General features: G+C 70.8%; 13 protein-coding genes. 11 read left to right on the top strand and 2 right to left on the bottom strand.

The annotated features are described in order from the left end of the window. Positions 1–45 precede the first annotated feature (45 nt). Positions 46–1,152: a citrate synthase 2 gene (locus AB0J74_RS19520; RefSeq protein ID WP_363449739.1), complete on the bottom strand. Its 1,107-nt coding sequence runs from the start codon at positions 1,150–1,152 to the stop codon at positions 46–48. Positions 1,153–1,354: 202 nt separating this feature from the next. Here AB0J74_RS19520 and pdxH point away from each other — a divergent pair, with 202 nt between their 5' ends. From pdxH to AB0J74_RS19485, 7 genes are all read left to right on the top strand, one after another. Beyond that, complete coding sequence (gene pdxH / locus AB0J74_RS19515) at positions 1,355–1,984, top strand: pyridoxamine 5'-phosphate oxidase (RefSeq protein ID WP_363450212.1); 630 nt, start codon at positions 1,355–1,357, stop codon at positions 1,982–1,984. After that, positions 1,981–3,276 (top strand): MFS transporter, encoded by a 1,296-nt coding sequence (locus AB0J74_RS19510; RefSeq protein ID WP_363449736.1) that lies wholly within the window; start codon positions 1,981–1,983, stop codon positions 3,274–3,276. Before pdxH ends, AB0J74_RS19510 begins: the two co-directional genes overlap by 4 nt. Further along, positions 3,273–4,202 carry an aldose 1-epimerase family protein gene (locus AB0J74_RS19505; protein WP_363449734.1) on the top strand — a complete coding sequence of 310 codons (930 nt, stop codon included), beginning with the start codon at positions 3,273–3,275 and terminating at the stop codon, positions 4,200–4,202. The genes AB0J74_RS19510 and AB0J74_RS19505 overlap by 4 nt, the downstream gene beginning before the upstream one ends. Before the next feature lie 49 nt (positions 4,203–4,251). Then, positions 4,252–4,860 (top strand): nitroreductase family protein, encoded by a 609-nt coding sequence (locus AB0J74_RS19500; protein ID WP_363449732.1) that lies wholly within the window; start codon positions 4,252–4,254, stop codon positions 4,858–4,860. 89 nt (positions 4,861–4,949) lie between these two features. Next, positions 4,950–5,249, top strand: a complete 300-nt coding sequence (locus AB0J74_RS19495) for a type II toxin-antitoxin system VapB family antitoxin (RefSeq protein WP_116067302.1) — start codon at positions 4,950–4,952, stop codon at positions 5,247–5,249. Positions 5,250–5,259: 10 nt separating this feature from the next. Next, the gene (locus AB0J74_RS19490) at positions 5,260–6,429 is read left to right on the top strand and encodes an acyl-CoA dehydrogenase family protein (protein WP_363449728.1); all 1,170 of its coding nucleotides are present in this window, start codon (positions 5,260–5,262) and stop codon (positions 6,427–6,429) included. A 50-nt stretch (positions 6,430–6,479) separates the two neighbouring features. Beyond that, positions 6,480–7,229 carry a DUF4230 domain-containing protein gene (locus AB0J74_RS19485; RefSeq protein WP_363449726.1) on the top strand — a complete coding sequence of 250 codons (750 nt, stop codon included), beginning with the start codon at positions 6,480–6,482 and terminating at the stop codon, positions 7,227–7,229. 48 nt (positions 7,230–7,277) lie between these two features. Here AB0J74_RS19485 and AB0J74_RS19480 read toward each other — a convergent pair whose 3' ends face one another. Beyond that, positions 7,278–7,481 carry a PspC domain-containing protein gene (locus AB0J74_RS19480; protein ID WP_363449724.1) on the bottom strand — a complete coding sequence of 68 codons (204 nt, stop codon included), beginning with the start codon at positions 7,479–7,481 and terminating at the stop codon, positions 7,278–7,280. A gap of 166 nt (positions 7,482–7,647) precedes the next feature. Here AB0J74_RS19480 and AB0J74_RS19475 point away from each other — a divergent pair, with 166 nt between their 5' ends. The 4 genes from AB0J74_RS19475 (at position 7,648) to AB0J74_RS19460 (ending at position 13,020) form a co-directional block, all read left to right on the top strand. Beyond that, the gene (locus tag AB0J74_RS19475; protein ID WP_363449722.1) at positions 7,648–9,015 is read left to right on the top strand and encodes an L-serine ammonia-lyase; all 1,368 of its coding nucleotides are present in this window, start codon (positions 7,648–7,650) and stop codon (positions 9,013–9,015) included. A gap of 190 nt (positions 9,016–9,205) precedes the next feature. After that, a complete protein-coding gene (locus tag AB0J74_RS19470; protein ID WP_363449720.1) occupies positions 9,206–10,024 on the top strand; it encodes an ABC transporter permease in 819 nt (272 codons plus the stop codon). Further along, the gene (locus AB0J74_RS19465) at positions 10,024–10,770 is read left to right on the top strand and encodes an ABC transporter ATP-binding protein (protein ID WP_363449717.1); all 747 of its coding nucleotides are present in this window, start codon (positions 10,024–10,026) and stop codon (positions 10,768–10,770) included. Before AB0J74_RS19470 ends, AB0J74_RS19465 begins: the two co-directional genes overlap by 1 nt. 57 nt (positions 10,771–10,827) lie before the next feature. After that, positions 10,828–13,020, top strand: coding sequence for a CDP-glycerol glycerophosphotransferase family protein (locus AB0J74_RS19460; protein ID WP_363449715.1), 2,193 nt, complete (start codon positions 10,828–10,830; stop codon positions 13,018–13,020). Position 13,021: the final 1 nt, after the last annotated feature.

The following is a 13,021-nucleotide window of genomic DNA, read 5'->3' as shown; positions in this document are numbered from 1 at the left end:
CCCGGGCCGACGGTCTCACCGCAAAGAGCGTGAGCCCACCCACACCTATTCGGCGTGCGGGATCTGGTCCCAGCCCTCGACCTGGGCCGGCTTGCGCGGCGCCGGACCGACGTAGTCGGCCGACGGGCGGACCAGCCGCTGGAGCGCCTTCTGCTCCATGATGTGCGCGCTCCAGCCGGCGGTGCGGGCACAGCTGAACATCGACGTGAACATGTGTGGTGGCACCTCGGCGAAGTCGAGCACCACGGCCGACCAGAATTCGACGTTGGTGGCCAGCACCCGGTCGGGGCGGCGGGCCTGCAACTCTTCGAGGGCGGCCTTCTCGAGCGCCTCGGCGACCTCGAAGCGCGGCGCCCCGAGTTCCTTGGCGGTGCGCCGGAGCACCCGGGCGCGCGGATCTTCGGCCCGGTAGACCCGGTGGCCGAAGCCCATCAGCCGCTCGCCGCGGTCGAGCACGCCCTTGACGTAGCCCTCGGCGTCGCCGCTGCGCTCGACGGCCTCGATCATGCCGAGCACCCGGGACGGCGCGCCGCCGTGCAGCGGGCCGGAGAGCGCGCCGATGCCCGACGAGATGCAGGCCGCGGCGTCGGCGCCGGTGGAGGCGACCACCCGGCAGGTGAACGTGGAAGCGTTCATGCCGTGCTCGGCGGCCGAGATGAAGTAGGCGTCGACGGCCTTGACGTGGCGGGGGTCGGGGTCGCCCCGCCAGCGCTTCATGAACCGCTCGACGATCGTGGCGGCCTTGTCGATCTCTTTCTGCGGCACGGCGGGCAGGCCGAGGCCGCGGGCCGACTGGGCGACGAACGAGAGCGCGGTCACCGAGACCCGGGCGAGGTCTTCGCGGGCCTGCGGGTCGGTGATGTCGAGCAACTGGGACAGGCCCCAGTAGGGCGCCAGCATGGCGACCGCCGACTGCACGTCGACCCGGATATCGCCGGAGTGCACCGGCACCGGGAACGGCTCGGCCGGCGGCAGCCCGGGCCCGAAACGCCCGTCGACCAGCAGCGCCCAGACGTTGCCGAAACTCACCTGGCCGATGAGATCTTCGATGTCGACCCCGCGGTAGCGCAGCGCGCCACCCTCTTTGTCGGGCTCGGCGATCGTGGTCTCGAAGGCGACCACGCCCTCCAAACCCGGCTTGAAGTCGGACATTTCGCCCTCCCGCCTATGGGTCCCGCAACATTTCGACGCCTTAGCTACCGCTCAGGTTTCGTGTTCGTGTCATCTTGCCTGCTGGGGTTCCGGCTGCGCGAGCACAGCGCGGAACTCGAAGTGCCGGCAAACAAGGCATACCACCCGTTAACGCGTGCACGAGGATGAGGACGTGACCGGAGACACACCCGACCTGGCCGCCATGCGCCGGGACTACGCGTCCGAACGTGGGCTCGATGTCGCCGACCTGGCTCCCGCCTGGCCCGAGCAGTTCGGCCGCTGGTTCGCGGAGGCCACCGACGCCGGGCTCGCCGAGCCCAACGCGATGGTGCTGTCCACCGCCGATACGGCCGGCTGGCCCAGTTCACGGACCGTGCTACTCAAGGGGATCGACGAGCGCGGCTTCGTCTTCTACACCAACTACGAGTCGCGCAAGGGCGCCGAACTGCGGGCCAACCCGCACGCCGCGCTGCTGTTCCCGTGGTTCGCGATGATGCGGCAGGTCGGCGTGCGCGGCACGGTCGAGGAGGTGGACCGGGTCGAGACGGAGACCTACTTCGCCGGCCGGCCGCGCGCCTCGCAGATCGCCGCCTGGGCCAGCCCGCAGTCCCGGGTGCTGCCCGACCGGGCCGCGCTCGACGAGCGCTACGCCGCCACCGAGCGCCGGTTCCCGGCCGAGTCGCCGGTGCCGGCCCCGCCGCACTGGGGCGGCCTGCGCGTGGTGCCCGAGACGGTCGAGTTCTGGCAGGGGCGCACCGGGCGGTTGCACGACCGCCTGCGTTACCGTCGGGGCGAACAAGGAGAGTGGATCATCGAACGCCTCGCACCGTGAGCAAGACCCGCAGCCGCTGGGCGATCGACCTTCGACCCCTTTCGATCGCCAGCTACCGCCGGATGTGGATCGGCAGCGCCTTCCAGAACTACGGCTACCAGTTCACCGCCGTGGCCGTGCCGGTCGAGATGTTCTCCCTCACCCGCGACTCGTTCTGGGTCGGCCTGCTGGGCGTGGCGGCACTCGTACCCCTGCTGGTCTTCGGTCTCTGGGGTGGCGCCCTGGCCGACGCGCTCGACCGGCGCAAGCTGCTGATCGTCGGATCCTGGGTGCTCTGGCTGGGCACCCTCGGCTTCCTCGTGCAGTCGCTGGCCCAGTGGGACCAGCCGTGGCTGCTGCTGGTGTTCACCGCCGTGCAGTCGACGGCGTTCGCGCTGACCAACCCCACCCGCAGCGCGATCATCCCGCGGCTGGTGCCACCGCACCTGGTGCCGGCGGCCAACACGCTGTCGTTCACGACCGGCGAGGCCGGCGTGGTGCTCGGCCCGCTCACCGCGGGTGTGATCTTCGCGACGTTCGACCTGCACACCGCACTGCCCATCGCGTACGCGTGTGACGCGCTGCTCTTCACCGTCGGCATGTGGTCGACCCTGCGGCTGCCACCGATCCCGCCGGCCGAGAAGGCCGCCAAGGCCGGCCTGCGCAGCGTCGTCGAGGGGTTCCGCTACCTGGCCGGCGCGCCGGTGCTGCTGCTCTCGTTCGCGATCGACATCATCGCCATGACCATCGCGATGCCCCGCGCGCTGTTCCCGGAGATCTCCGACGAGCGGTTCGGCGGCGGCGCCGCGGTCGGCTGGCTGTTCAGCGCGATCGCGATCGGCTCGGTGCTGGGCGGGCTCACGTCCGGCTGGATCGGCCGGATCCGCCGCCAGGGCCTCGCGCTGGTCGGTGCCGTGGTCGCCTGGGGCATCCTGGTCGGCCTGGCCGGTTTCGCGCACTCGCTGTGGCTGATGGTCGTGGTGCTCGCTCTCGCCGGCGCCGCCGACCTGGTCAGCGCCGTCTTCCGGCACTCGATCCTGCTGGTCTACGCGCCCGACCAGATGCGCGGCCGGCTGCAGGGCGCGATGACCGTCGTGGTCGCCGGCGGGCCCCGCCTGGGTGACCTGCGGGCCGGCGCGACCGCCGCGCTCTGGGGCGCTGGCCTGGCCTTCAGCGGCGGCGGGTTCGTCGCGGCCGGCCTCGCGGTCGGCCTGGCGCTGGTCTTCCCGGCGCTGACCCGCTATCGCAGCCCCGACGCCGCGCCGGACCCGCGGCCCGCCGAGGCGCCGGAACCGATATCGTCCGCCTCATGACCAACCGCACCGCCCCGCCTCTTTCCGGAACACAGTGGACGATCGCCTCCGACGGCCAGGAGGCCGTCGTGGTGGAGGTCGGCGGCGGGCTGCGGGCCTACCGCGCCGGCGGGGTCGACTACCTCGACGGCTACGCCGAGGACGAGTTGCCGCCGGGCAGTTCGGGTCAGGTGCTGGCGCCGTGGCCGAGCCGGATCCGCGACGGCCGCTACGCGTTCGGCGGCGAGACCTACCAGCTCCCGCTGACCGAGCCGGCCAAGCACAACGCGATCCACGGCCTGGTCGCCTGGCAGCGCTGGCGCCTGGTCGAGCAAACCGGCAACTCGGTGCTGATCGAGTTGGAGCTGCCGGCCCAGGTCGGCTACCCGTGGCAGCTGCGCCTGCGCACCCGCTACACGCTGGGCCCCGACGGGCTGCGGGTCGACCACGAGGCGACCAACATCGGCGCCGCCGCGGCCCCGTTCGGCCTGGCCGCCCACCCCTACTTCCGGCTGCCCGGCACCACCGTCGACGACCTGGCGCTGACCGTGCCGGCGCGCAGCCGGGTGCTCTTCGACGCCCGCCTGCTGCCGATCGGCGCGGCCAAGGTGACCGGCGGCGACCACGACTTCACCGCGCCCCGGCGGATCGGGGGGCAGGTGCTCGACAACGCGTTCGGCGACCTCGACCGTGACCCCGACGGCACCTCGTCGGTGCGGATCGCCGGCGGCGGCCGGACGTTGCGGGTCTGGGCCGGCGAGCAGTTCAAGTGGTGGGTCGTCTTCACCTCCGACACGCTGCACGGCGACCGGCAGCGCCGGGCCGTGGCGATCGAGCCGCAGACCTGCCCGCCCGACGCGTTCCGCTCCGGCCACGACGTGATCGTGATCGAGCCGGGCGACACCTGGTCGGCGTCCTGGGGTGTCGACGTCTCGCTGGACGGATAGCTCACCCGGCCTATACCGTCGCTCGGACCAGCCAGCGGGGAGGCTACGGATGGAGTTCGGCGAGGTCGTCCGCAAACGGCGGATGGTCCGCAACTACGACCCTGACCGCCCGGTGCCGGCGGAGGTGGTCGACCGGTTGCTCGGCCACGCGACCCGGGCGCCGTCGGCGGGCTTCTCGCAGGGTTGGGGCTTCCTGGTCCTCGACGAGCCGGCCGACCGCGACGCGTTCTGGGCCTCGACCACGCCGCCGGGCTGGGCGCCCAGCGGCTGGCTCGACGGCATGCGGCGGGCGCCGATGATCGTGGTGCCACACTCCAACCGGTCGGCCTACCTCGACCGCTACGCCGAGCCCGACAAGGGCTGGACCGATCGCGACCCGGCCCGCTGGCCGGTGCCCTACTGGGACATCGACACCGGCATGGCGTCGCTGTTGATGCTGCTCACGGCCGTCGACGAGGGGCTCGGCGCCTGCTTCTTCGGCATACCGCCGGAGTGCCTCGACGGGTTCCGGGAGGCGTTCGGCGTGCCGCCGGAGTTCACCCCGATCGGGGCGCTGACCGTGGGCTACCGGGCACCCGATCGGAGGTCGCCGTCACTGAAAAGAGGCCGGCGCCCGGTCGATCAGGTGGTGCACCGGGGCCGCTGGTCCCGAAACTGACATCAGGTCACAAACCTTATCGTTGCCGGGCTCGCTAGGCTGAGCCAGCTGGCACAGCGCCACCTAGCCGAGAGAGGAGGAGCGGCGTCGTGATCTTCAAGTCGGTGCGTGATGGCCGCCCCTACCCGGAGCATGGCTTCACGCTCAAGCAGTGGTCCGAGATTCCGCCCCGGCCCCTGCGCCTCGACCAGCTCATCACCACCAAGCGCGAGCTGGCCCTCGACAAGCTGCTGGCCGAAGACTCGACGTTCTACGGTGACCTGTTCCCACACGTGGTGCAGTGGCACGGCGGGCTCTACCTGGAAGACGGGCTGCACCGGGCGCTGCGGGCCGCGCTGCAACAGCGCAACCAGATCCACGCCCGGGTGCTCGTGCTGCCCACCGAATAAAGTGAGCGGCATGGACCGCGTCGCCCCGCTGGAACTGCTCGATCTCGACGGAACCCTCTCCGCGGAAGACCGCGACATGCGCGCCGTGGTGCGCAAGCTGGTCGACGACCTGGTGCGCCCGCACGTCGCCGGCTGGTACGAGCAGGGCCGGGCGCCCGTCCGCGAGCTGGCGGCCGAGTTCGGCAAGCTCGGGCTGCTCGGCATGCACCTTTCGGGCTACGGCTGCGCGGGCGCCACCGCGACCGCCTACGGCCTGGCCTGCCTCGAGCTGGAGGCCGGCGACTCGGGCGTCCGCTCGCTGGTGTCGGTGCAGGGCTCGCTGGCGATGTTCGCGATCCACCGCTACGGCTCCGAGGAGCAGAAGCAGCGCTGGCTCCCGCCGATGGCGGCCGGGGAGGCGATCGGCTGCTTCGGCCTGACCGAGCCCGACCACGGCTCCGACCCGGCCGGGATGGCCACCCGGGCCCGCCGCGACGGCGGCGACTGGGTGCTCACCGGCGGCAAAATGTGGATCACCAACGCGCCGGTCGCCGACGTCGCGGTCGTCTGGGCCCGCACCGACGAGGGCGTCCGCGGCTTCGCCGTGCCGATGGACACGCCGGGCGTGACCGCCCACGAGATCAAGCACAAGATGTCGCTGCGGGCGTCGTCGACCGGCGAGATCGTGCTCGACGACGTGCGGCTGCCCGAGGCGGCCCGGCTGCCCGGCGCCGAGGGGCTCAAGGCACCGCTGTCGTGCCTGACCGAGGCGCGGTTCGGCATCGTCTGGGGCGCGCTGGGCGCGGCCCGCGAGTGCCTGGAGACCGCGATCGACTACGCGTGCGGCCGCGAGCAGTTCGGCCGCCCGATCGCCGGCTTCCAGCTCACCCAGGCCAAGCTCGCCGACATGGCCCTCGAACTGCAGAAGGGCTATCTGCTGGCGCTGCACCTGGGCGGCCTGGCCGACGCCGGCCGGCTGCGTCCCGAGCAGGTCAGCGTCGGCAAGCTCAACAACGTACGCGAAGCGATCGCGATCGCCCGGCAGTGCCGCACGATCCTCGGTGCCAACGGCATCAGCGCCGAATACCCGGTCATGCGGCACGCCAACAACCTGGAGAGCGTGCTGACCTACGAGGGCACGAGCGAGGTCCATCAGCTGGTCGTGGGGCAGAAGCTGACGGGGCTGTCGGCCTTCGTTTGAGGGTGGCGTCCATCGGGGAAACTGTTCCTAAAGGACAGTGAGGTGGACACATGACGGAGATCGAGCCCACCCGCGAATACCCCCCGGTCGACGGGGCCAACACCAGGACCGACAGCCGGCCGGCCGACGAGCCGGGCTGGAGCGAGCCGGAGAGCCGCCCGCCACGATGGCGCGGCCTGATCTGGCTGGCCGCCATTGTCGCGGTGCTGGTCGCCGGCGGGTTCGCGCTCAAGGCGGCCGACCTGTTGCCGCACTGGCGCAACCCGTTCGCCCAGGAGACCACCGACCGGAGCCAGCCGCCGCTGCTCAAGTCGATCCAGGACCTCAGCCGCTACGTCGCCGCCGAGGGCAACTTCCAGGTCATCGTCGACAAGCAGACCAGTCGCGACCACATCCCCGATTTCCTGCTCAACGAGCGCACCCTGTTCGTCGGCGTCGGCAGCGTCGAGGCCTACGTCGAGTTCGGCCAGCTCAGCGAGGGTGCCATCGTCGAGTCCGCCGACGGCAAGTCGGTGGAGGTCAAGTTGCCGGCGCCGCAGCTCGGCGAGGTCAACCTCAGCACCGAAGACAGCTACGTCTTCGCCGAGGAGCGCGGGCTGGCCAACCGGCTGGGCGACCTGATCAAGCGGGACCCCAACCAGCAGCAGGAGATCTACCAGCTCGCCGAAGACAAGATCAAGGCGGCGGCGGTCGACAGCGGGCTGCAGGAGCGGGCCCGCACCAACACCAAGACCATGCTCGAGGGCATGCTCAAGTCGCTGGGATACGAGACGGTCACCATCACCTACACGACACCCTGACGCCGATCTCATGGGGCCCCGCAGCGCTGCGGGGCCCGTCGGCGGCGGTCAGGCGTGGGCGGGGTAGCGGCCCTCGTTGGGGATCAGCACCCAGAGGATCACGTAGAGCAACACCTGCGGCCCGGGCAGCAGGCAGGACAGCACGAAGATCAGGCGCACCGTGTTGCTGGACAGGCCGAATCGGCGGCCGAGCCCGCTGCACACCCCGGCGATCCACCGGTCGTCGCGGGGGCGGCTCAGTCTGGCGCTCATCTGGAATTTCCCTTCGGTTGGGCCTGTGGTCTGCCATCAACGGTAGAAACGGACACCCGGTTCGCCCTCGGTCCCGGGATGGATTCGGGGTACCCGATTCCCGTAGGGACTACCCCGATTGCGCGCGTATGCTCGCGCCCGGCGGCCGGAAGCAGGGAGAACGCCGATGATCAGCGCATTCGACCTCTTCACGGTCGGTATCGGACCGTCGAGTTCGCACACGGTCGGGCCCATGCGGGCGGCCCGCACGTTCGTCGCCGGCCTGGCCGACGACGGGCTGCTGGCACGGACGGCCAGGGTGCGGGCCGAGCTGTTCGGCTCGCTCGGCGCCACCGGCCACGGCCACGGCAGCGACCGCGCCGTCGTGCTCGGCCTGTCCGGCGAGACGCCCGAAGAGGTCGACACCGACGCCGTCCCCAAGCTGGTCACGCTCACCGCCGAAACCCGCCGGCTGGCCCTGCTCGGCCGGCACGAGATCGACTTCGACCCGGCCGAAGACGTGGTGCTGCACCGCCGGCGGTCGCTGCCCTACCACCCCAACGGCATGACCTTCGCGGCGTACGACGATGCCGGCGGGACGCTGCGCGAGCGCACCTACTACTCGGTCGGCGGCGGGTTCGTTGTCGACGAGGAGGCGGCCGGCGCCGACCGGATCAAGCCGGACAGCACGCCGGTCCGCTACCCGTTCAGCACCGGCGCCGAGTTGCTCGCCCGTGCCGCCGAGGCCGGCGGTTCGATCTCCGGCGTGATGCTGGCCAACGAGCTGTCCTGGCGCTCGGAGGACGAGGTCCGGGCCGGCCTGCTCGACATCTGGCGGGTCATGCGCGAGTGCGTCGAGCGCGGCTGCGAGCGCGACGGCACGCTGCCCGGCGGGCTCAAGGTCCGCCGGCGGGCCGCCGAACTGCACCGCAAGCTGCGCTCGGAGCTGGCCGGCGACCCGCTGCGGGTGATGGACTGGGTGACCCTGTTCGCGCTGGCCGTCAACGAGGAGAACGCGGCCGGCGGCCGGGTGGTGACCGCGCCGACCAACGGTGCCGCCGGCATCATCCCGGCCGTGCTGCACTACTACACCCGGTTCGTCCCGGAGGCGTCGCCCGACGGGGTGGTCCGCTTCCTGCTCGCCGCCGCGGCGATCGGCGTCCTCTTCAAGGAGAACGCTTCGATCTCCGGCGCCGAGGTCGGCTGCCAGGGCGAGGTCGGCTCGGCCTGCTCGATGGCGGCCGCCGGCCTGGCCGAGGCGCTGGGCGGCACCCCGGAGCAGGTGGAGAACGCCGCCGAGATCGGCATGGAGCACAACCTGGGCCTGACCTGCGACCCGGTCGGCGGCCTGGTGCAGATCCCGTGCATCGAGCGCAACGCCGTGGCCAGCATCAAGGCCATCACGGCGGCCCGGCTGGCGATGCGCGGCGACGGGGTGCACCACGTGTCCCTCGACAAGGTCATCAAGACCATGCGGGAGACCGGCGCCGACATGAAGGTCAAATACAAGGAGACCGCGCGGGGCGGTCTCGCGGTCAATGTCATCGAATGTTGATCATGCGGCCGGATGGGGCCGCTGCGCTTATCGGCCCCGTTTACCCCCTGCTAACGTATGGCGCGTCAGCGGCCCGTGTCGGCGCTCTCAGCCGCCGCGACGCGCGCGCCGCCAGGGCAGCGTCGGTGACCGGCGGGTGTGATCGGGGCAGGCCGCTGAATATGAGCGAGATATGCAGGTGGAGGCGGCTGTGACATCGAGCGTGATGACGTTGTGGGACAACCGCAACGCCCTGCGGCTGCTGGTCCGTCGCGACCTCGCAGTGAAATACCAGCAGTCTTTTCTTGGTTACCTTTGGTCACTGATCGAGCCGCTCGGCGTCGCCGGCATTTACTGGTTCGTTTTCGGTGTTCTCTACGGCACGCAGAGCAACCGGCATCTGGGTTCCGCCGACAACTCGTACCCGCTTTATCTGATCACCGGGATTTTCGCCTGGTCCTGGGCCAACGCGGCGATGGGCGAGGCGACCAGCGCGCTCACCGGCCAGGCCCGGCTCATCACCACGATGAAGGTGGCGCGCGAGGTCTTCCCGATCGGCCGGGTGGTCGGCCGGTTCGCCGAGTTCCTGGCCGGCGTGCCGATCCTGATCATCCTGGCGCTCTTCTTCGGTGAGCTGCACTTCGACTGGCAACTGCTCGCGCTGCCGCTCGCGGTGCTGCTGCAGACCGTCTTCCTGACCGGGCTCGCGCTGCTGCTCTCCTCGCTCAACGTGCTGCTGCGCGACGTCGAGAAGCTGATGCGGCTCGGCCTGCGCCTGCTGTTCTACGCGACGCCGATCATCTACCCGCTCACGCTGGTGCGCTCGTCGGGAATGCCGGGCTGGGTCAAGACGGCATACGAGCTCAACCCGCTGGTCGGCATCATGGAGCTCTACCACGCGGTCTGGTACCCGGACATGTTCCCGAACGCCCAGCTGCTCGGGGTCACCGCCGGTGCCAGCGTCGTCCTGCTGATCGGCGGCTGGTGGGTGTTCCGCCGGCTCGAACCGGCCGTCCTCAAGGAGCTGTAGTGGCCTCCCCTCTCATCACGGCCGACGGGCTCGGCGTGAAGTTCGTCCGCAACCGCCGCCGGCAGCTGCGGATCCGCGAGATGTTCATCCACCGCGGCGGGCGGCAGCCCAACCCCGGTGAGTTCTGGCCTTTGCGCGACGTCAACTTCGCCATCAACCCCGGCGACGCGGTCGGCGTGATCGGCAAGAACGGTACGGGCAAGAGCACCCTGCTGCGCCTGATCGCCGGCGTGCTGATCCCCGACGAGGGCAAGATCACCGTCAACGGCCGGGTGGCGCCGCTGCTGGAGCTCTCCGCCGGCTTCTCCAACGACCTCACCGGCCGGGAAAACGTGCACCTGGTCGGCTCGCTGCACGGGCTGTCCAACAGCTTCCTGCGGCAGCACTTCGACGAGATCGTCGACTTCGCCGGCGAGCAGGTGAGCAAGGCGATCGACACCCCGGTCCGGCACTACTCGTCGGGCATGAAGGTGCGCCTCGGCTTCTCCGTGATCGCCCGCCTCTCCCACCCGATCCTGCTGGTCGACGAGGTGATGGCGGTCGGCGACGCGGAGTTCCGCAAGAAGTGCTACGCCACCATCGAGAAGCTCCTGGCCGAGGGGCGCACGCTGGTGCTGGTCTCACACAACGAGACCGACCTCACGCGGTTCTGCAACCGCGGGCTCTACTTCGACGAGGGCAAGCTGATCACCGACGGCACGGTCCGCGAGGCGCTCGATGCCTACAACGCGGTCGTGCCGACGTAGCGGTTACTATCGCTTCTCCTTGTCTTCGTTGGATGTTCATCTGGGTAGTGTGATTTGGTGGCGGAATCGGGCGTTGGCGGTAGCCCGCTGATCAGCTTCATCGTGCCGGTCTACAACGTGCGGGCCTACCTGCGGCAGTGCCTCGACTCGGTGCTGGCCGACAGGTCGGTGCCGATCGAGCTGATCGCGGTCGACGACCGGTCCACCGACGGCAGCGCCGAGATCCTGGCCGAGTACGCGGCGCGCGACCCCCGCGTGACGGTGCTCACGGTCGAGCGCAACGGCGGCCAGGGCCCGGCCCGCAACCGCGGCCTGGAGATCGCCACCGGCGACTACGTCTGGTTCGTCGACAGCGACGACTGGCTGGCCGAGGGCATCGTGCCGGCGGTCGCCGCCCGGATCGCGCACCTCGACCCCGACGTCGTCATCGTCGACCACGTCCGGGAGCACTGGGACGGCAGGAGCGAGCGCCCCGAGAACGTGTTCACCGGTGCGCCCCAGGTCTTCGCGCTGCACGAGTGGCCGGCCGCGATCGACATCCTGCACACACCGTGGAACAAGATCGTCCGGCGTTCGCTGCTGCTGGCCACCGGCTTTCAGTTCCGCACCGGCTGGTACGAGGACGTCCCGTTCACCTACCGGGTGCTGCTGGCCGCCCAGCGGATCACGATCCTCGACCGGATCGGCGTGCACTACCGGCAGCGGCGGGTCGGCGCGGCCACCCGCACCGTCGGCGACGGGCATTTCGCGATCTTCGCGAACTGGGCCGAGGTCTTCGACACCTTCGACGACACCCGGCCGGGCGCCGAGCTACTGCGTGGGCTGCTGTTCCGCCGGATGGTGTGGCACCTGCTGATCGTCCGCGGCAACGAAGACCGGCTGCCCGATGAGCTGCGGGCCCGGTTCTTCACCGAGATGACCGCCCAGTACCACCGCTACCTGCCGCCCAACGGCTATCCGGTGCCCGGCGGCCTGGCCGGAATCAAGCACCGGCTGGTGGCGGGCGGCCGGCAGCGCACGTTCCAACTGCTTCGCGCGGGCTTCAAGGGTGCGCAGGACGCCAAGGCGACCGGCCGCGTCGCGTTGCGCACCGCCCGGCAGGGCAAGCGGGCCGCCCGGCTCGGCCGCTCCGCCGCGCTGCGCGCCTACTACCGCTCCGAACTGCGCCGGCCCCGGGATCCGCACCTCGCCCTGTTCGCCGCCTACTGGTACCGCGGCTACGCCTGCAACCCGGCGGCGATCTACGAGAAGGCCAAAGAGCTGGCCCCGGGCGTACGCGGAGTCTGGGTCGTCCGTCGCGACAAGGCCGGCTCGATGCCGGAGGGTGTGCCCTACGTGGTGGCCGGCACCCGGCCCTACTTCCAGGCTCTGGCCCGCGCGACCTACCTGGTCAACAACGTCAACTGGCCCAACTACGTGGTCAAGCGTCCCGGCAGCACGCACGTGATGACCCACCACGGCACGCCGCTCAAGGTGATGGGCCTCGACCAGCGCGACTTCCCGGGCGGGGTGCAGGACCCGGACTTCGTCGGCCAGATGCGCCGGGCCGACCGGTGGGACTGGAGCATCACGGCCAACGCGTTCACCACACAGATGTGGGAGCGGGCCTACCCGTGCCGCTACCGGACGCTGGAGACCGGCTATCCCCGCAACGACCGGCTGGCGCTGGCCACCCCCGACGACGTGGCCGAGGTGCGGGCCAGGCTGGGGATCGAACCGGGCCAGCGGGTGGTGCTCTACGCCTCGACCCACCGCGAGCACCTGCCCGGCTATCACCCGCCGTTCGACCCGGCCCGGTTGCTGGAGGCCGCCGGCCCCGACTCGGTGCTGCTGATGCGCAGCCACTACTTTCTCGACCGCGCCGGCGCGGGGCCGGATCCGGTGGACCTGCCCTCGGTGCGCGACGTGTCGGCCTACCCGTCGGTCGAAGACCTCTACCTGGCCGCCGACGTGCTGGTCACCGACTACTCGTCGGTGATGTTCGACTACGCGGTGCTCGACCGGCCGATCGTGATCTACGCGCCCGACTGGGACGCCTACCGGATGGTCCGGGGCGTCTACTTCGACATCGTGGCGGAACCGCCGGGTGCGGTCGCGCTGACCTTCGACGACCTGCTCGACGCCTTCCGCACGGGCGCGGTCGACAACGACGCGGCGACCAAGGCCCGCGCCGAGTTCCGGCAGCGGTTCACCAGCCTCGAAGACGGCCACGCCGCCGAGCGCGTGGTCAAGACGATCTTTCCGGGCTGAC

Origin of the sequence: Asanoa sp. NPDC049573 (genome assembly GCF_040676615.1) — a bacterium.
Taxonomy (GTDB): Bacteria; Actinomycetota; Actinomycetes; order Mycobacteriales; family Micromonosporaceae; genus Asanoa.
Note: the sequence above shows the minus strand (reverse complement) of the source record. Positions and strands in the feature narration are given on the sequence as shown.

Coding starts and splice junctions, on each gene's coding strand:
- AB0J74_RS19520 (WP_363449739.1), bottom strand. CDS start 1,152: ATGTCCGACTTCAAGCCGGGTTTGGAGGGCGTGGTCGCCTTCGAGACC.
- AB0J74_RS19505 (WP_363449734.1), top strand. CDS start 3,273: ATGACCAACCGCACCGCCCCGCCTCTTTCCGGAACACAGTGGACGATC.
- AB0J74_RS19475 (WP_363449722.1), top strand. CDS start 7,648: ATGATCAGCGCATTCGACCTCTTCACGGTCGGTATCGGACCGTCGAGT.
- AB0J74_RS19485 (WP_363449726.1), top strand. CDS start 6,480: ATGACGGAGATCGAGCCCACCCGCGAATACCCCCCGGTCGACGGGGCC.
- pdxH (WP_363450212.1), top strand. CDS start 1,355: ATGCGCCGGGACTACGCGTCCGAACGTGGGCTCGATGTCGCCGACCTG.
- AB0J74_RS19490 (WP_363449728.1), top strand. CDS start 5,260: ATGGACCGCGTCGCCCCGCTGGAACTGCTCGATCTCGACGGAACCCTC.
- AB0J74_RS19480 (WP_363449724.1), bottom strand. CDS start 7,481: ATGAGCGCCAGACTGAGCCGCCCCCGCGACGACCGGTGGATCGCCGGG.
- AB0J74_RS19500 (WP_363449732.1), top strand. CDS start 4,252: ATGGAGTTCGGCGAGGTCGTCCGCAAACGGCGGATGGTCCGCAACTAC.